The organism is Neotamlana nanhaiensis (assembly GCF_000943555.1).
GTDB lineage: Bacteria > Bacteroidota > Bacteroidia > Flavobacteriales > Flavobacteriaceae > Neotamlana > Neotamlana nanhaiensis.
In genome coordinates this window covers 298,436-316,953 of sequence record NZ_JTDV01000003.1, presented here as the reverse complement: position 1 = coordinate 316,953, position 18,518 = coordinate 298,436, and the positions used below count along the sequence as shown (strand labels likewise).

The following is an 18,518-nucleotide window of genomic DNA, read 5'->3' as shown; positions in this document are numbered from 1 at the left end:
TGTCAATGCAATAAAAGTCAATATTTTCCGTCTAATAGATTGAGATTCTTCACATTAGTGTTAGTTGAAGTTGATTAATAGCTAGGAAAACCCAAAACCTGTCGTTTTGGGTTTTTTGTATGTTACCATTTAATTATAGCACTGCCCCAAGTAAAACCGCTACCAAAAGCGGCTAAAACCACCGTATCCCCTGCATTAATTTTTCCTTCCTCCCAGGCTTCGGTTAATGCAATGGGTATAGAAGCAGCAGTAGTATTACCATATATTTGAATGTTATTAAACACTTGATTATTAGTTAAACCAAACTTTTTTTGAATAAACTGAGCTATTCTTAAGTTAGCTTGATGCGGAATTAACATATCAATTGCTTCTTTTTGCAAATTGTTTTTCATTAAGCCTTCCATAATAACTTCACTAAACCTAACTACGGCATTTTTAAAAACAAATTGTCCGTTCATATAAGGAAAATAGCTTTCATCTTCAGGATTATTATCTGCCAAAATATCGTTTACCCAACGTTTCCCCATACCTGGAGCCACTAAAACTAGTTCTTCGGCATGCTCACCTTGACTGTGTAAATGCGTAGATAAAATTCCTTTGCTTGTATCTTCTTCTCGAGTTAACACTGCTGCTCCAGCACCATCTCCAAAAATAACACTTACACCACGTCCTCGGGTAGTTTTATCTAAACCATGAGAATGCAGTTCGCTACCAATAACCAGTATATTTTTATACATACCCGTTTTTATAAAATTATCAGCAACTGAAATGGCATAAATAAAACCCGAGCATTGATTTCTCACATCTAGCGCGCCAACCGTTTTTATATCTAAGGCGTGTTGTACCTGCACACCAGGACCAGGAAAATACATATCTGGACTCAAGGTTGCAAAAATTATAAAATCGATATCATCCTTGTCTATTCCAGCGCGTTCTATGGCTATTTTAGCAGCTTTCACACCCATAGTTGCGGTAGTATCTCCGCTTCCTTCTTTTACCCAACGGCGTTCTTTAATTCCTGTACGTTCGGTTATCCAAGCATCATTAGTATCCATTATTTTCGACAAGTCGTCGTTTGTAACCACATTATCCGGCACATATTTACCTAAACCTATAATTTTTGAATTGTACATATCTTATTCAGTTTAACAAATGTAAATTACAATAACTTTAAATAATTTTCAATTTCCAAATAATAATTTCTTTTGTCCCTAAAATTTAACATGTGTTTTTAAGTTATTCGTATTTGCCAAATAAAAGCGTGTCAGTTTGTCACATTTGTGCAATTGGCATTTTTGTTGAAATACCTTCAGCATTAAAATTAAAATTATTAAACCAATTTTCGCATTCGCGAGAATGACAAATAAATTAAATTATGGCAAAAGGAAACATTAATGTATCGGTAGAGAATATCTTTCCACTCATTAAAAAATTCTTGTATAGCGATCACGAAATATTTCTACGTGAGCTAGTTAGTAATGCAACAGATGCAACTTTAAAACTTAAGCATTTAACCAATATTGGTGAAGCTAAAGTAGACTATGGCAACCCGCAAATTGAAATTAAAGTTGATAAAGACGGTAAAAAACTTCATATTATAGACCAAGGTTTGGGTATGACTGCCGATGAAGTTGAAAAATACATTAACCAAGTGGCTTTTTCTGGAGCTGAAGAGTTTTTAGATAAATACAAAGATTCTGCGAAAGATTCTGGTATTATCGGGCATTTTGGTTTAGGATTCTATTCTGCCTTTATGGTGGCCGAAAAGGTTGAAATCATCACCAAATCATTTAAAGATGAACCTGCTGCACATTGGATTTGCGACGGATCACCTGAATTCACGCTAGAAACTGCCGATAAAACCGAAAGAGGCACAGAAATCATCCTTCATATTGCTGAGGATTCTACAGAATTTCTTGAAGAATCACGTATTCGCGAGCTTTTAAACAAATACAATAAGTTTATGCCTGTGCCAATTAAATTTGGTACTAAGGAAATTAACGATCCTGAACACGAACCCGCAACCATTACCGATAAAGACGGTAAAGAAACGAAAGAACCGCACAGACAAATTACAGTTGATGATATTATTAACAACCCAAACCCTGCGTGGACAAAGCAACCAACCGAGTTAAAAGATGAAGATTACAAAAACTTTTACCGCGAGTTGTACCCAATGCAGTTCGAGGAGCCGTTATTTAATATTCATTTAAATGTAGATTATCCGTTTAACTTAACTGGTATTCTGTATTTCCCAAAAATGGGACAAGACATGAATATTCAAAAAGATAGAATTCAGCTTTACCAAAATCAGGTTTTCGTAACCGATAATGTAGAAGGTATTGTACCTGAATTCTTAACCATGTTACGTGGTGTTATTGATTCTCCAGACATTCCGTTAAACGTATCGCGTTCGTACTTACAAGCCGATGGTGCTGTAAAAAAGATTTCATCTTACATTACAAGAAAAGTTGCCGATAAACTAAAATCGTTATTTAATAGTAACCGTGAAGATTTTGAAGCTAAATGGAATGATATTAAAGTGGTGATTGAATATGGTATGCTTTCTGAAGAAAAGTTCTTTGAAAAAGCCGATGCTTTCGCACTTTACCCAACCGTTGATGGTACCTACTACACTTACGAAGAATTATTCAACAAAATAAAAGCAAACCAAACCGATAAAGATGACAAGTTAGTGATTCTTTATGCTTCAGATAAAGATGCGCAACACAGTTACATCGAGTCTGCAAAAGCTAAAGGATACGAAGTATTGTTGTTAGATTCGCCTATTGTTTCGCACTTAATTCAGAAGTTAGAGACCACTAAAGAAAACATTTCGTTTGCGCGAGTAGATGGCGATCACATCGATAATTTAATTAAGAAAGACGAAAACACCATTTCTAAATTAGATGACGAGCAAAAGAAAACTTTAGAAGAATTACTTAAAGACGTAGTGCCTTCTGATAAATTTATGGTGCAACTTGAAGCTATGGATAGTAGTGCAAATCCGTTTATTATTACGCAACCAGAATTTATGCGTCGTATGAAAGAAATGCAAGCTACTGGCGGTGGTGGTATGTTTGGTATGGGCAACATGCCAGAAATGTACAACCTTGTAGTTAATACCAACCACGATTTGGTAAGCGACATTTTAAACACCGAAGCCAAAGAAGATAAAGAGCGCTTAATAAACCAAAGTTTAGATTTAGCACGCTTATCGCAGGGTCTTTTAAAAGGTGAAGCCCTTACAAACTTTATAAAACGTAGTTACGACATGATTAAGTAACATTTTTGTTCTGGTAACCTGTTCCAGAACGATAAATTATTTAGAGACGCTTTAAAAATCAGAAAACCCGTCATCCTGAACTTGATTCAGGATCTGTTCTTACAATGAATGAGATCCTGAAATAAATTCAGGATGACAACCAAGGTTGTATTTTCAAAGCGTCTCTTTTTTATTTCAACAAAATTTTAACAAGCAGCGCCACTGGCAATTCAAGCTTCTTACTATATTTACTAGCTAAAAAACACAACTATGAAAAACACTTTTATTGCCCTTGCCTTGATTCTTTCTGCTACTTTATTAACATCTTGTAAAAGTGACGAAGCGGTTGATTATAAAACAAGAAACGACGAAGAAATTCAAGATTACATTACTGAAAACAACTTGAATGCAACAAAAACCAATTCTGGTTTATATTACGTTATAAACGAACAAGGCTCTGGTGAACAACCTATTGCCACGAGCAATGTTACAGTGGCTTACAAAGGTTATTTTACCGATGGAACTGTATTTGATGAAAGCGATGCTGAAGGTATTTCGTTTAACCTACAACAAGTTATTGCGGGTTGGACAGAAGGTATTACCTATTTTAATGAAGGCGGAAGCGGTATACTTTTAGTACCAGCGCATTTAGGTTATGGAAACAACAACAGAGGTAGTATACCAGGAGGTTCTGTATTAATTTTTGATGTTAACTTGATTTCGGTGGATGAATAAAGAATAAACAGTTTAACAACACGAAAAAGTCGTTCTTAATTTAGGTGCGACTTTTTTTATTATATTAGCCTAACGAACTATTTTTCAGATATTTATTTTTAAAAACCTACTTAAAAAAAAATGAAAAAGCTCTTATTACTTGCCCTAATTATACTGCAAACGGCATGCTCGAAAAGCGATAACAGCAGTACGGAAGAAGAACAAGACGACGATCCAGTTATAGAAGTTATTGATATTCCAACCTCAACCGTAGATTTCGAGAATACCGAAAATTGGGTAATTCACCCTGAAAAAACAACCATTTTACCTTTTTACAATTTAGATATTGCGGTAATTGATGAAAATTTAAACGTTGAAGAAACCATTGTGGTAGAAAATAATGCCACCGTAAACACTGGCATCGATGTATTTTGGGTGCACCCAACCATATTAACTACTCCACAAAGTGCGTTTACGCCACAAAATATTCCTATTGATGAGCAAGATAAATTGTTAATTAACCTAACTATAATTGCTCAAGGCGGTTTATTAGCAAAATACGGTCGTGTTTTTGCGCCTCATTATCGCCAATCGTCTGGAAAAACGTATAGCGAAGATACCGATAAAGAAGAACAAGCCAATATTATTGCAACCTCTTATAGCGATGTAAAAGCGGCATTTTTAGAGTATTTAAACAATTACAATAACGGTAACAAAATAATACTTGCAGGCCACTCGCAAGGATCGTATTTATTGGGCATGTTATTGCGTGATGTATTCGACGAAAACCCAACGCTTCGCAACCAATTAGTGGTAGCAGCCTTAGCGGGAATGGCATATGTTTATGCCGAAGAAAACCAATACAAAGGCGGTTGGTGGAAAAACATCCCGTTATGCACTACAACAAACGAATGTGGTTGTATAAGTAATTGGGCTGCTTTTGATGAAGCTCAAGATATTCCAGATATTAACCCTGGGTTGCCCGAGTTTAATCCGTATTTAATTAATAGCGGATTGGTTTACAGAGCCTTTGATGAAACCGAAGACTGGTTTGTTCAAGATTTTAGTTATTACGGCGAAACTGCCACAAATTTAGATTATTACATAACACCAGACAGCGGTTACGATTATGCCGAAGATGCTAATTTTATAGCCTTCAATAATTTTTACACCGCCAGACAACGCCGAGAAGCAAATCAAAAAGTGGTATTAAGCATAGATTTTGCAGCACAACCCAACGACCAACGTCCTAACGAGCTAGAAGACGAACAAGACCATATTAATTACTCAAATTGGGGCTATCATATTAAAGATTATCATATTTACTTATGGGCTTTAATGTCGCAAATTGATGAGAAATTGGAAAATTGTAATTAATTACGAAGTGTAAAAACAACTAAAAAACGACTTTTAATTTTAAGGGTCGTTTTTTTTTTGGTAAGTTTCTCGTAATAAACTTGTTTATTATAAAAAGTAAACCTTAACTAAAAAGAATAAAATAACCGATTTTACTGAAAGCAACCTATGTCTATTTATGATAAAAACAAATTGAAATTCTTGCAAAGAATAGTTATTACTGGTATTAATTTCAACACTTTTACGACAGAAATAAGGTATTTACGAGTTACTAATATTGCTTCTATTTTAGGCATTATTTATAATGCTATTTGGATGCTAATTACTATTAGACTTACAGACGTGCAAGTAATTTACGGAAGTAATACTTTATTAGGATTAATGTTTGTCATGGCATTAATATTCAATAAAAAAAAATGGCGTGTACTTGCTTCTATTTGGCTTAGCTTAGCATCTTATATGTCTGTATTATTGTTCCTTTATTTATTGGGATATTCGTCTGGCGTCGCTTTTGTTTATTTCCTTGTAATTATCCTTCCATATATAACTTTTCCTAGAAAAGTCAGAAAAATAGCCCATGGTTTTAGTATTCTAGCTTGCTTAACTTTAATTGCTACTGTAATATTTCAATCAAAAATAACGGCTCGGTTTAGCATAATCGATCCTTACATATCGCAAATAGTAAATATTAGTATTACCGGATTAATTAGTTTAATACTTATATGGAGCTTGTCGGTTTTAATAGATAAATCCGAAGATTCCTTAATAATAGAACAAAAAAAGTCTGAAGATTTGCTACATAATATATTACCGTCTAATATAATTAAGGACCTAAAAGAAAGCGGCAAAACAGTTCCTAAAAAACACAATAACATTACAATTTTATTTACTGATTTTGTTGGATTCACAGAGATTGTATCATCAATATCGGCAATTACTTTAGTTAATGAACTGAATGATATTTTTGGCCGATTTGATGAAATAATGGAATGAAACACAAGTTGAAAAAATTGAAACCATTGGCGATGCCTATATGGCAGTTTGTGGTCTTGAAAATAAAAAGACCAATAATTATTATGCTTCAAACTGCGTTAGAGCTGCAAAAATGATGCTATCCTACCTAGAAGAAAGAAATAAAAGTAGCCAAATAAAATGGAATATGCGAGTTGGAATACACTCAGGAACCGCCGTTGCAGGCGTTGTAGGCAAAAAGAAATTTGCATACGACCTTTTTGGAGACGCCATAAATACAGCAAGCAGAATAGAATCTGCAGGAGAAACAGGTAAAATAAATATTTCGGCATCAACCTACAAACTCATTAAAAATGATTTTACCTGCATTTCTCGTGGAAAGATTTTTGCAAAAGGAAAAGGTGAATTAGAAATGTATTTTGTAGAATAATCAGTAATAAAAAATTAAACATAATTCTAGATAACAACGTGTTAATACAAGCAAAAACATTACGAAAATTACTCCTAACCAACCTTCAACGTATCAATTTTAGCTAAAGCATCTGCCTCTTTCTTTTTCTCACTAGCTACAACTTGCTTTGGCGCATTGTTTACAAAACGCTCGTTCGGTAGTTTTTTCTGTACTGATTTTAATGAAGTTGGAAGCGGCATACTTTTAGTTTCAGGGCATTTAGGCTACGGTAACAGTAATTACTATACCATTCCTGGAGGTTCTGTATTAATTTTTGATATTAACTTGATTTCGGTGGATGAATAAACAGTTTACTCTTAATGCTTAAGAAAACAAAGAGACTAAAAAGTCACATTGTTGTCAATCTGAACTTGTTTCAGATTCTAATGTGTTTTAGAAATCATTTATTTAAGATTCTGAAATAAATTCAGAATGACAGATCTCACACTTCTTAGACATCCTTTTTTATTTGGTTTGTGACAAATTTCTGCTACCTTAGTTTTATATTTGATATAAGTCATTAAAACGACATCATATCATTAAAGTTAGGTGCAATTTGCATAACACTCTGATTGATTAATTTTTAATAAGCCTAGTATTAAAAACTTTTTCAGGAGTCACTATCTTAATAAAATAATGATCAGCTTCTAAATTAGAAACATCTATTTTAATATGGTCATTCTTAATAGCAAGCTTTTTTACTTCTTGCCCAAGTACGTTATAAATTACAATCGCTTTTACATCGATTTCTTTTTTCAGTTTTAAATTTAGATACTCTTCAGCAGGATTAGGATATAGAGAAAAATAATCTGAAAATGAAAATTCATTTGTATTCAACATACCGCAAAACAACGGTTCATTAAATTCAAATACATTATCATTTGGTGTTGTATCAGTAAGACTTGAAGCTATTGTAGTAACGTAATCCACAAGAATTTCACCACCTTCTGACTCAACACAAGATACATTCATAGTGAATTTTATTTCTCTAGACTCAAAAGATTTTAAATCAGAAAAAACCCAAAAAAGTTCGTTTGCACTATGCCCCGAAATATCTGGCACTGATGAACTGAAAACAGCCATATCATCTCCGTATGTCAAGCTAACGTTACCCGATTGTGTCATTGTTCCTTGGTTTGTATAAATGAGGCTATATGTCACCAATGTATCGTATTCATCATCGATATTTGTCATTGTTATTTTTAAATCTGGATACACACCATTTGCCGATACGCAAAATTCTTGAAAATTCGCATTTGCATCCGCAGGAAAGTTGGCATTAATAGATTCTGGAGTAATGTTAAAATAGGTTGTGTTTTCTAAACTAGGTGCAAGCGTATACATCCCAGCCTGTAAGCTATAGGTAAAATAACCAAAAGCATTAGTGGAGGTGATTGCTGAATTGGAGCCATCGGTCAAATTAAATAGCAGTTCAGGGTAATCAATATCATTTGAATCACAGCCGTTGGCACCCTCATCATAAGTAACATGCCCCGAAATAGTATAGAAATCTTCACCTTCAATAAACGACGAACACAATGAATTTATAAAACAATTCGTATAGCCATAATCATTGATTTTATTCTGAATACTCATAATTTCTGAATCGTCTGCACAGATAAACTGCAAACTGTTATTACCTGAAAAGTCGAGAGTAGGTTCAGAGAATCCGTTTTTGATATTTAAAGTTTCAAGTTGGTTAGAAGAACAATCCATAATATACAATTCTAAAAGTGGACTAACATCTAAAGTGGTCAATTGATTATCAAAACAATCTATAAAATGCAGGTTGGGTGTATCACTAAAATCTAAACTTGCTAAGTCATTCCCATCAATATCAATTCTAGACAATTCAATTAATCCGGTTAGGTCTACTGAACTTAATAAATTTCTTGAAGCATATATGTTTTGTAAATTTGACAACCCTGCAACATTCAAATCCGTTAACTCATTGTCGTAAACTCCTAACGTTTGCAACATAGAAAGCATAGTAACATCCAATTCTGTTAAAGAATTGGTTTCACAACGCAATTGAGTCATATTAATAAAATACTCGATACCTGTCAAATCAGAAATATTTGAATCGCGAATATGTAAACTACGAACAGGCAAAACTTCATTCACCTCAATTTCTCCATTATTATTGGCATCAATTTTAAATGACCCACCATTTCCATAAGCAATTGGTACACCAGAATCTGATTCCAATAATTTAGCCTTGAAATTAGCATCAGGAATATTTATAATTTGAGAGTATCCAATTAATCCAAAGAATAAACCGAAAATAATCGTATATACATATTTCATAACAGCTTATTATTCTTACAAATTTAATCAAAAAAACTACACCAAACAATATTATAATTCATTGCATATGATTTTCATCATCAGAAAATCCTTGGGCAGAATTATCGTCTTCGTTTTTTAATTAAATTAGTAACTGAAACACGCAACGAAATCATACACGAACACGTTAAAACCTACCCCAAACTTGCCAAACTAGCCTTTAACGTTTCAATTTTAGCTAAAGCATCGGCTTCTTTCTTTTTCTCACTAGCTACAACTTGTTCTGGTGCATTATTTACAAAACGGTCGTTGGATAGTTTTTTCTGTACCGATTTTAAGAAACCTTCAGTATAATTTAACTCTTCTGTTAGCTTTTTAATTTCGGCTTCAACGTCTATCGCGCCAACCATTGGTACAAAATATTCGTTAGATTTAACTCTAAAGGTTAAAGCACCTTCAACAGCTTCATCTACATACTCAATAGTTTCCAGATTACCCATTTTTTGGATAATCGCATCAAACGTAGTAGATGCTTTTTCGTTATTTATTACCGAAAATCCAATAGCATCTTTAAACGCAATGTTCTTTTCTTTTCTAATGGTACGAATACCTGAAATCACTTCTGAAGCAAAATCAAATTCTGAAATCAACGTTTCGTTTATTGCTTTTGCTGTTGGCCAACTCGCTACAATTAATGCGTCTTCTGGCGTGCGATCTTTTATGTAATGCCATAAATCTTCAGTTAAAAATGGCATAAACGGATGTACAATTTTTAAGTTATCTTCAAAAACAGAAATAATTGCATTGTATGTTTTAGCATCAATTGGTTGTTGGTATGCTGGTTTTACCATTTCTAGTAACCAACCACAAAAATCGTCGTAAATCAACTTGTAAATTGCCATTAACGCATCGCTTAAACGGTATTTACTAAAGTGATCTTCAATCTCGATTAATGCTTTTTGGAATTTAGATTCGTACCATTCTATTGCAATCTTACTTGCTTCTGGTTGCTCTATTGTTTCTGACACTTCCCAACCATCAACTAAACGGTAGGCATTCCAGATTTTGTTACCAAAACCTTTTCCTTGTTGGCACAATGATTCGTCAAACAATAAATCGTTACCTGCTGCGCTACTTAATAGTAACCCAACACGAACACCATCTGCGCTATATTCTTCAATAAGTTTTAATGCGTCTGGTGAGTTTCCTAAAGATTTACTCATTTTACGACGTTGCTTATCACGTACCAATCCTGTTAAGTATACATTCTGAAAAGGTTTTTCATCTTTATACTCGTAACCTGCAATTATCATACGTGCTACCCAAAAGAACAAAATATCTGGACCAGTTACTAAGTCGTTTGTTGGGTAATAGTATTTAATTTCTTCATTTTCTGGATTACGAATACCATCAAAAACCGACATTGGCCACAACCATGATGAGAACCATGTGTCTAGAGCATCCGTTTCTTGACGTAAATCTTCAGCTTTAAGTGAAGAATTCCCTGTTTTATCTTGAGCAAGTTTTACTGCATCATTGATGTTTTCAGCAACTACAAAATCTTCTTTTCCGTCGCCATAATAGTATGCAGGAATTTGTTGTCCCCAAAGTAATTGACGCGAAATATTCCAATCACGGATGTTTTCCATCCAGTGACGATAAGTGTTTTCGAACTTTTTTGGGAATAATTTTATATCGGCATCTTCACCTAAAACCGCTTCTATTGCTGGTTTTACTAACGCTTCCATTTTTAAGAACCATTGGTCGCTTAACCTTGGCTCTATAACTGCTTTGGTACGTTCTGATGTACCTACCTTGTTAATATGTGTTTCGGTTTTAACTAAGACTCCATTTTCTTCTAATTCTTTAGCTATAGCTTTACGTACTACAAAACGATCTTGACCTTCATAGTGTAAACCGTAGCTGTTTAAAGTTGCGTCTTCATTAAAAATATCTACTACTTCAAGATTATGCTTATCTCCTAGCATCTTGTCGTTTTCGTCATGCGCTGGTGTTACTTTTAAACAACCTGTACCAAATTCTAAATCTACATAATCATCTTCAATAATAGGGATTACACGGTTGCAGATTGGTACAATTGCTTTTTTTCCACGTAAGTGAACAAAACGCTCGTCATTAGGATTAATACAAATTGCTGTATCACCAAAAATGGTTTCAGGACGTGTTGTAGCAATAGTTAGCGTATCATCGCTACCTTCAATTTTATACTTTAAATAGTATAGATTTCCTTGCTTTTCTTCGTAGATAACTTCTTCATCAGAAAGTGTTGTTTTTGCTTCTGGATCCCAATTTACCATACGATAACCGCGATAAATTAAGCCTTTATTGTATAAATCTACAAAGACTTTAATTACGGCTTCGCTCATATCGTCATCCATAGTAAACTTAGTACGATCCCAATCGCAAGAGCAACCTAACTTTTTTAATTGCTCAAGGATTACTCCACCATATTCGTGCGTCCAGTCCCAAGCATGTTTTAAAAACTCGTCTCTAGTTAAATCGTTTTTATCTATTCCTTGTGCTTTTAATTTTGCTACAACTTTTGCTTCTGTAGCAATAGATGCGTGATCTGTACCTGGTACCCAACAGGCGTTTTTACCTTGTAAACGTGCGCGACGTATTAATACATCTTGAATGGTATTATTTAACATATGTCCCATATGCAATACTCCTGTTACGTTTGGAGGCGGAATAACTATGGTGTATGGTTCTCTTTCGTCTGGTGTAGAATGAAAATAATTATGTTTCATCCAGTAGTCGTACCATTTGTTTTCTACCTGTTGTGCATCATATTTTGATGGAATACTCATCTTTGGAATAGTTTTTGAATAATAATTTGCAAAAGTACTTATATTTCTTGTTCTGTAAAAAAGATATTAACCTTATGATTGTTAAATTTAATATTGAAACAGAATGTACTTTTATCTTTGTTAAATATGTTAATAAATCTGTAATACATCCATTATTTTTGTAGGTTGTAGAAAAAGTGAGTATGTTTGACGAAGATTTAAAGAATACAATATAAATATTCGCCCTAAATTTTTAATTAGCAAAGGGTAATTAATTTGAAATAAAAACTAAAATTATGAAACATTTAATTACAATCTTTTTTGTTGGTTTATTCGGTTTTGCTGTAAATGCACAAGCTAAAATTGAATTTAAAACTGAAACTATTGATTACGGAACTATTGAAAAAGGTTCTAACGGAGTAAGAGTGTTTGAATTTACAAATACTGGTAACGAGCCGTTAGTTATATCGAAAGTATCATCGAGCTGTGGTTGTACTATTCCTAAAAAGCCAAAAGACCCAATTTTACCTGGTAAAACTGGAGAAATAGAAGTAAAATACGACACTAACCGTGTTAACCCTATTAGAAAAACAATTACTGTACAATCGAACGCAGAAACTCCAACTGTTGCCTTAAAAATTAAAGGTGAAGTTATCGACCCAAGTAAAGCAAGTGTTCTTGAAAAAAAGGATAAAAGCATTGTACAGCAATAATTAAAAATATTACATTTTAAATATGAAACCTCAAGCCATGGCTTGGGGTTTTCTTTTTTAATACGGCGATTTTAAGGTAAAACTATAATCGCGAACAACGCCTTTGCGTTCTATTTTAAGCTTAACACGCTTACCTACATCGTCGTAAAACTTATTAGTAATTTCTTGTAATGAGAAGCGATATGCTGGTTTATTATTAACCGTTAATATGAGGTCTCCAATTCGTAATCCGGCTAAATCGGCTGGCGAATTTTTGCGAAGCTCTACAATGGCATAAGCAGGTTTTAAAACCAATTTATAGTGGGTTTCTACGTTTACTACCAATTGGTTATTTCCGCCAGTATCATTTTGTAAATTTGAGTTTTTTAGTCTTCTATTACTATCATCTACTTCCTTTACCAACCTAACTCCATCGTGCGCCAGCTCTATACCACTATGGTTATAATTAAATTTTTCTTTAAAATAACCATTACGTTTAAAGGTTACAAACCCTTTTGGGTAATCGAAAATTACATTAAATCGTTTTAAAATATTACCCGATAAGCTCCCATTTCTTTCTTTATGGTTCTTTGCCATAATAATAGAACTAGAATCTGGATACGCCACATTAACCTGTTTTAAATTGAACCTTTTTAAATTAAAACCATCAACTTTCGAGCGCTTCCCAAAAACACTTCCGCTTAAACCATGCCCTAAAAAATCATTAAAATAGCGCTCTCCTGCGTGTATATTTAAACTATCATCTTCAAACAGCCAAAGTGCATCACTACCTCCAGAATCTATTAATAGTTTTACAGGAATATTTTTTTCTTTAATTGTAACCTCAGCATTTATATAAGGCTTATTACTGTAAAACTCTAAATGGAGTTTTTCCGATTTTCTATTAGGTTTATACTTAAAATTTTCGGGTTCTGTGAGGCGAATAAATTTTCGGGAATAATTAATTTCAATAGTTAAATCTTTAAACAAATCGTAACCAATAATTCCATGAACAGGAATACCTAAACGTGGCGCTAAATTTAAATCACTGTTATTTATGGCGTAAAAATCTTGATGTAAGTTTATAACCTCGCCAATTTTAACCACGTTATTAATAGATTTCGAGGCTTCAATAGGTTCGCCATCGCCCAATCCCATTAAAAAAATAGTCTCACTTTCTTTAAATTTTAAACTATCAGAAATATGCAAAACATTAAAAATTATTGGTTTACTAACGCCAGTATCCAATAAAAACGACAGTTTTACTCCGTTTACTTCAACTGGAATTATAATAAGATTATTAATAAGCTTAAAATGAATTTTATCTGATTTTTTCTTGTTAGGAATACGAAACTTTTGAGCATACCCAAAACTGCTCAAGCACAAAAAAAGGAAACTTAAAAAAAGGGATTTCATAAAAAAATAGTTTCGTTGGTAATTAAATTTAACAATCTTTAAGAAAACTCGCGCTACTTATAAATAATTTTTAAAAAAACTTTAAGATAATTTTCTCAACTTTGCGGTTTAAATTCAATTTTAATGCCAGTAATTTCAGAAAAAGGGCAATTAATGCCACAATCGCCTATACGCAAACTCGTTCCTTTTGCCGAAGCGGCCACTAAGAAAGGAAAACACATTTATTATTTAAACATTGGTCAACCCGATATTAAAACACCTGAAATTGCACTTGAAGCGGTAAAAAATAGCACTTTAGATATTTTAGCTTATTCGCGATCGGAAGGCTCGGAAACCTACCGACAAAAAATTGCGAACTATTACGCCAAAAACGACATACACGTAAAACACGACGACATTATTGTTACCACAGGTGGTAGTGAAGCTCTACTTTTTGCCTTTGGAAGTATTATGGATGTTGATGACGAAGTGATTATTCCCGAACCTTTTTATGCCAATTACAATGGGTTTTCTACAGCTTCTGGTGTTAATATTGTTCCTGTAATTTCTAAAATTGAAGATAATTTTGCTTTGCCGCCAATTGAAGCCTTCGAAAAATTAATTACACCAAAAACTAAGGCGATATTAATTTGTAACCCAGGAAATCCTACCGGTTACTTATACTCGAAAGAAGAAATACAAAAGCTTGCCGAAATTGTTAAAAAACACGATTTGTTTTTAATTGCCGACGAGGTATACCGCGAGTTTGCTTACGACGGTAATACCCACTACTCTATTATGCAAGAAGCTGGACTAGAAAACCATGCTATAATGATAGACTCGGTATCGAAACGTTACAGCATGTGTGGTGCGCGTATTGGCTGTTTAGTTTCTAAAAACGATGATGTAATTAAAAGCGCTTTAAAATTTGCACAAGCCAGATTAAGTCCGCCAACTTTAGCACAAATTGCTAGCGAAGCAGCGCTAGATACGCCGCAAAGCTATTTTGATGATGTTATTGAAGAATACGTAGAACGCCGAAACACCTTAATTAACGAGTTACAAACCATTAAAGGCGTAAAAGTAGCCAAACCAAAGGGTGCTTTTTATTGCATTGCAGAATTACCAGTGAAAAATTCAGATGATTTTGCGCAATGGTTGCTCGAGCATTTTGATGTTAATGGCGAAACCGTTATGGTTGCTCCTGCAGGTGGTTTTTATTCTACACCTGGTGTTGGTAAAAACCAAATTAGAATTGCCTACGTACTTAACAAAGAAAGTTTAATTAAAGCCGTAAACATTATTAAAGAAGCCTTAAAAGTTTATAATAACTAGTGCAAATTAAAAACAACATATCGTTAAAACCCTTTAATACCTTTGGTATTAATGCTATGGCTAAACATTTTGTTTCGGTTAATACTGTAAACGAACTACAAGACGTTTTAGCTTTAAAAGCATACAAAAACCGACTCGTTTTAGGTGGTGGTAGCAACATGCTACTTACCCAAGATTTTAATGGTTTAGTGATTCATATAAATTTAAAAGGTATTGAAATTGTTTCGCAAACCGACGATTTTGTTTATGTAAAAGCGCAAGCCGGTGAAAACTGGCACAACTTTGTACTTTGGTGTATCGATAATAATTTTGGAGGTGTAGAGAACCTTTCGCTTATTCCTGGAAATGTGGGAACATCGCCCATTCAAAATATTGGAGCTTATGGCGTTGAATTAAAAGATGTTTTCGAGTCGTGTGAAGCCATTTCGGTTGATAATTATGAATTAAAAACCTTCACCAATGCAAATTGCAACTTTGGTTACCGAAATTCTATTTTTAAACAAGAAGCCAAAGGAAAATATATTATTACATCGGTTGTTTTTAAATTAAGTAAGCAAAACCATAAACTTAATGTTAATTATGGCACTATTGCTACAGAGCTTGAAAATATGCAGGTAAAAACGCCTACTATTAAAAGTATTTCAAAAGCTGTAATTGCTATTCGAGAAAGCAAATTACCTAACCCAAAAGAAATTGGTAACAGTGGTAGTTTTTTTAAAAATCCGGTTATTCCAAAATCACATTTTAAAAAATTGGCTGCAAACTTCAAGAATATTCCAAATTATCCGGTAAACGAAAACGAGGTAAAAGTACCCGCAGGTTGGCTTATTGAGCAAGCTGGTTTTAAAGGTAAACGTTTCAATAATTACGGCGTACATGCAAAACAAGCCTTAGTTTTAGTAAATTACAGCGATGCCAAGGGAGAAGATATCTTAAAACTTTCAAAATTAATTCAAGAAACCGTTCATCGAATTTTTAATATTTCTATTGAAGCTGAAGTAAATATTATTTAATTTCAAAGAAATTTCTAACTTTGATAATAGAAAAACTTAATATCTAACCAAAATTTGATTTCACCAATAGAACAAGAAATCGTTTCCTTATTGCAAAAAGGCGATAAAAAAGCCATTAGTTTACTTTACGAAAACTATGCCGATGCATTATTTGGAGTTATTAAAAAAGTAATAACCGATGACGATATGGCGCAAGACGTTCTGCAAGAAAGTTTTGTAAAAATTTGGCGCTACGCAAAAAAATACGATCCTAACAAAGCGAAACTATTTACCTGGTTATATCGCATTTCTTATAACTGTGCGATCGATAAAGTTAGAAATATTAAAAATAAATCGGGAAAAGAAGTCCAAATTGAAACTTCAGCCGTATATAAAGTATCATCAACAGAATTAAACCAGGATGTACTCGATATAAAAAAGCACTTAAAAAGTCTAGACGAAAAGTATCAAATTGTTTTAAATGCGCTTTTTTTTGAAGGTATGACCCAGCAAGAAGCTAGCGATGAGTTAGATATTCCGTTAGGAACCATTAAATCAAGATTAAAAATTGGGTTACGCGAATTGAAAAAAATTTACAACCCTTAATTAATACCGTCATGAATGAGAAAATAATTACTTTCTTAAATTCTGGCCTATTAGACAAGTATCTATTAGGTGAAACTACTTCTGATGAAACAGAAATGGTGGAGTCTTACATCTCAAGGTACCCAGAAGTACAGAATGCCTACAACACCTTACAATTTAACCTCGAAGTAGTGGCTAAAAGTAATGCTGTTGAAGCCCCTAAAGGCATCTTAAATAATATTTTAGATGAACTTGATGAAAAACCTGTTGTTAAACTAGAACCGCAAAAAAAGACTAAAGGCTGGTTTAAGTTTGGCATTGCCGCTAGTGTTGCTGCTATTGCTTTTGCTGCAACAACGTATGTATTTTACAATCAAAATTTAAAACTAGCTAAAGAAAATCAGGTTGTAGTTGATGAACTTTTCGATTTACGAAGCGATATCGATAAAAATAACCTTATGCTTGACAATGTAATGCGTCAACTATTAAGGCTTAATAATCCTGAAACCGAAAAGTACATTATTAAAGGAAACGAACGTGCTAAAGATTTAAAAACCGTTGCCTACATTAATCCTAAAGAAAAAACTTCAATGATTGACGTGGTTTCGTTACCACAATTACCCGAAGAGCAATGTTACCAAATTTGGGCAGAATTGCAGGATAAAATGGTAAGCTTAGGTATTTTAAATGAAGCCGATAGAAAACTTAAAAACATTCCGTATTTAGAAGATGCTTTAGCTTTAAGCATTACCATAGAGCCTAAAGGCGGAAACCAAACCGCATCAACCGACAACTCGGTTGCAGAAATAGATTTACATTAAGGTTAATAGCAATAATCACACGTAAAAAAAAGCCTCATTTTTAAAAAAAGTGAGGCTTTTTAATTTAGGATAAATTCAATTATAAACTAATCCTCCATTTTATCAAATAAAGCTTTATGAATTAAACCTGGAACAATAGCACCGGCAATAGGTGCCACCCAAAACAACCACAACTGCATGGTAAACTCGCCACCAGCAAATAATGCCTGACTTGTAGATCGAGCAGGATTTACCGAAGTGTTTGAAATAGGAATACTAATTAAATGAATTAACGTTAAAGCCAAACCAATAGCAATACCTGCAAATCCTTTTGGAGCTTTAGCGTTAGTGTTTCCTAAAATAACCAACAAGAAAAACATAGTTAACACAAATTCGGTTATTAAAACACTGGTCATACTATAACCATCTGGCGATAACTCACCATAACCATTGGCAGCAAAACCACCAACATCTGCAAAATTGGCTTTACCCGAAACAATAAAATACAAAACTGCCGCCGCCGCTATTGCTCCAATAACTTGCGCTGCAATATAGCCAAGCAACTATTTCCCGTTAAACTTACCACCTGCCCATAAACCAAACGACACCGCAGGATTAAAATGGCCACCAGATATATGCCCAACAGCATAGACCATAGTTAAAGCAGTAAGTCCAAATGCCAATGCCACCCCACAAAACCGATACCAAATTCTGGGTAACCTGCTGCAAAAATGGCACTACCACAACCTCCAAAAACCAACCAAAAGGTTCCAAAAAACTCTGCAAATAATTTTTTCATAATAAATCAATTTAATTTGTTAGTTAATTCTTACTTATAATTTTAAGACACCAGTTAATTAGTTTT

The 18,518-nt window shown here is 33.7% G+C and carries 14 protein-coding genes and 2 pseudogenes; 10 read left to right on the top strand and 6 right to left on the bottom strand.

Going from position 1 to position 18,518, the window contains the following annotated elements; translation table 11 throughout:
* Positions 1–122: 122 nt before the first annotated feature.
* The gene (locus tag PK35_RS06850; RefSeq protein ID WP_044625946.1) at positions 123–1,133 is read right to left on the bottom strand and encodes a 3-oxoacyl-ACP synthase III family protein; all 1,011 of its coding nucleotides are present in this window, start codon (positions 1,131–1,133) and stop codon (positions 123–125) included.
* A gap of 242 nt (positions 1,134–1,375) precedes the next feature.
* Here PK35_RS06850 and htpG point away from each other — a divergent pair, with 242 nt between their 5' ends.
* The 5 genes from htpG (at position 1,376) to PK35_RS17940 (ending at position 6,737) form a co-directional block, all read left to right on the top strand.
* Entirely contained in the window at positions 1,376–3,286 is a 1,911-nt protein-coding gene (gene htpG / locus PK35_RS06845) for a molecular chaperone HtpG (protein WP_044625945.1), read from the top strand.
* A gap of 249 nt (positions 3,287–3,535) precedes the next feature.
* The gene (locus tag PK35_RS06840) at positions 3,536–4,000 is read left to right on the top strand and encodes an FKBP-type peptidyl-prolyl cis-trans isomerase (RefSeq protein ID WP_044625944.1); all 465 of its coding nucleotides are present in this window, start codon (positions 3,536–3,538) and stop codon (positions 3,998–4,000) included.
* A 120-nt stretch (positions 4,001–4,120) separates the two neighbouring features.
* Positions 4,121–5,356 carry a DUF3089 domain-containing protein gene (locus PK35_RS17140; protein WP_052825912.1) on the top strand — a complete coding sequence of 412 codons (1,236 nt, stop codon included), beginning with the start codon at positions 4,121–4,123 and terminating at the stop codon, positions 5,354–5,356.
* A gap of 147 nt (positions 5,357–5,503) precedes the next feature.
* Positions 5,504–6,328, top strand: coding sequence for an adenylate/guanylate cyclase domain-containing protein (locus tag PK35_RS17945; RefSeq protein ID WP_202903819.1), 825 nt, complete (start codon positions 5,504–5,506; stop codon positions 6,326–6,328).
* Positions 6,329–6,368: 40 nt separating this feature from the next.
* Entirely contained in the window at positions 6,369–6,737 is a 369-nt protein-coding gene (locus PK35_RS17940) for an adenylate/guanylate cyclase domain-containing protein (RefSeq protein WP_202903823.1), read from the top strand.
* A gap of 74 nt (positions 6,738–6,811) precedes the next feature.
* On the opposite strand, the pseudogene PK35_RS17370 reads toward PK35_RS17940, so the two are convergent.
* The 3 genes and pseudogenes from PK35_RS17370 to PK35_RS06820 form a co-directional block, all read right to left on the bottom strand.
* Positions 6,812–6,940: pseudogene (locus PK35_RS17370) on the bottom strand (hypothetical protein); the annotation flags it as partial.
* Positions 6,941–7,334: 394 nt separating this feature from the next.
* Positions 7,335–9,065, bottom strand: a complete 1,731-nt coding sequence (locus PK35_RS06825; protein ID WP_044625943.1) for a T9SS type A sorting domain-containing protein — start codon at positions 9,063–9,065, stop codon at positions 7,335–7,337.
* A gap of 173 nt (positions 9,066–9,238) precedes the next feature.
* Positions 9,239–11,875 (bottom strand): valine--tRNA ligase, encoded by a 2,637-nt coding sequence (locus PK35_RS06820; protein ID WP_044625942.1) that lies wholly within the window; start codon positions 11,873–11,875, stop codon positions 9,239–9,241.
* Positions 11,876–12,150: 275 nt separating this feature from the next.
* Here PK35_RS06820 and PK35_RS06815 point away from each other — a divergent pair, with 275 nt between their 5' ends.
* On the top strand, positions 12,151–12,567 hold the full coding sequence (locus PK35_RS06815) for a DUF1573 domain-containing protein (RefSeq protein WP_044625941.1): 417 nt from the start codon (positions 12,151–12,153) through the stop codon (positions 12,565–12,567).
* A gap of 57 nt (positions 12,568–12,624) precedes the next feature.
* On the opposite strand, the gene PK35_RS06810 is transcribed toward PK35_RS06815, so the two are convergent.
* Positions 12,625–13,962 (bottom strand): aspartyl protease family protein, encoded by a 1,338-nt coding sequence (locus PK35_RS06810; protein WP_044625940.1) that lies wholly within the window; start codon positions 13,960–13,962, stop codon positions 12,625–12,627.
* A gap of 123 nt (positions 13,963–14,085) precedes the next feature.
* On the opposite strand from PK35_RS06810, the gene PK35_RS06805 reads away from it, so the two are divergent.
* The 4 genes from PK35_RS06805 to PK35_RS06790 are packed head-to-tail and all read left to right on the top strand — an operon-like array spanning position 14,086 to position 17,674.
* On the top strand, positions 14,086–15,276 hold the full coding sequence (locus tag PK35_RS06805; RefSeq protein WP_044625939.1) for a pyridoxal phosphate-dependent aminotransferase: 1,191 nt from the start codon (positions 14,086–14,088) through the stop codon (positions 15,274–15,276).
* On the top strand, positions 15,276–16,289 hold the full coding sequence (murB, locus tag PK35_RS06800; RefSeq protein WP_044625938.1) for a UDP-N-acetylmuramate dehydrogenase: 1,014 nt from the start codon (positions 15,276–15,278) through the stop codon (positions 16,287–16,289). Before PK35_RS06805 ends, murB begins: the two co-directional genes overlap by 1 nt.
* Positions 16,290–16,343: 54 nt before the next feature.
* Entirely contained in the window at positions 16,344–16,874 is a 531-nt protein-coding gene (locus PK35_RS06795) for an RNA polymerase sigma factor (RefSeq protein ID WP_044625937.1), read from the top strand.
* 11 nt (positions 16,875–16,885) lie between these two features.
* Positions 16,886–17,674, top strand: coding sequence for an anti-sigma factor (locus tag PK35_RS06790; protein WP_044625936.1), 789 nt, complete (start codon positions 16,886–16,888; stop codon positions 17,672–17,674).
* 86 nt (positions 17,675–17,760) lie between these two features.
* Here PK35_RS06790 and aqpZ read toward each other — a convergent pair.
* Positions 17,761–18,452, bottom strand: a pseudogene (aqpZ, locus tag PK35_RS06785) (aquaporin Z).
* Positions 18,453–18,518 lie beyond the last annotated feature (66 nt).

Bases quoted from the DNA above. Each gene is read 5' to 3' on its own strand.
- PK35_RS06850 (WP_044625946.1), bottom strand. From the start codon at position 1,133: ATGTACAATTCAAAAATTATAGGTTTAGGTAAATATGTGCCGGATAAT.
- htpG (WP_044625945.1), top strand. From the start codon at position 1,376: ATGGCAAAAGGAAACATTAATGTATCGGTAGAGAATATCTTTCCACTC.
- PK35_RS06840 (WP_044625944.1), top strand. From the start codon at position 3,536: ATGAAAAACACTTTTATTGCCCTTGCCTTGATTCTTTCTGCTACTTTA.
- PK35_RS17140 (WP_052825912.1), top strand. From the start codon at position 4,121: ATGAAAAAGCTCTTATTACTTGCCCTAATTATACTGCAAACGGCATGC.
- PK35_RS17945 (WP_202903819.1), top strand. From the start codon at position 5,504: ATGTCTATTTATGATAAAAACAAATTGAAATTCTTGCAAAGAATAGTT.
- PK35_RS17940 (WP_202903823.1), top strand. From the start codon at position 6,369: ATGGCAGTTTGTGGTCTTGAAAATAAAAAGACCAATAATTATTATGCT.
- PK35_RS06825 (WP_044625943.1), bottom strand. From the start codon at position 9,065: ATGAAATATGTATATACGATTATTTTCGGTTTATTCTTTGGATTAATT.
- PK35_RS06820 (WP_044625942.1), bottom strand. From the start codon at position 11,875: ATGAGTATTCCATCAAAATATGATGCACAACAGGTAGAAAACAAATGG.
- PK35_RS06815 (WP_044625941.1), top strand. From the start codon at position 12,151: ATGAAACATTTAATTACAATCTTTTTTGTTGGTTTATTCGGTTTTGCT.
- PK35_RS06810 (WP_044625940.1), bottom strand. From the start codon at position 13,962: ATGAAATCCCTTTTTTTAAGTTTCCTTTTTTTGTGCTTGAGCAGTTTT.
- PK35_RS06805 (WP_044625939.1), top strand. From the start codon at position 14,086: ATGCCAGTAATTTCAGAAAAAGGGCAATTAATGCCACAATCGCCTATA.
- PK35_RS06790 (WP_044625936.1), top strand. From the start codon at position 16,886: ATGAATGAGAAAATAATTACTTTCTTAAATTCTGGCCTATTAGACAAG.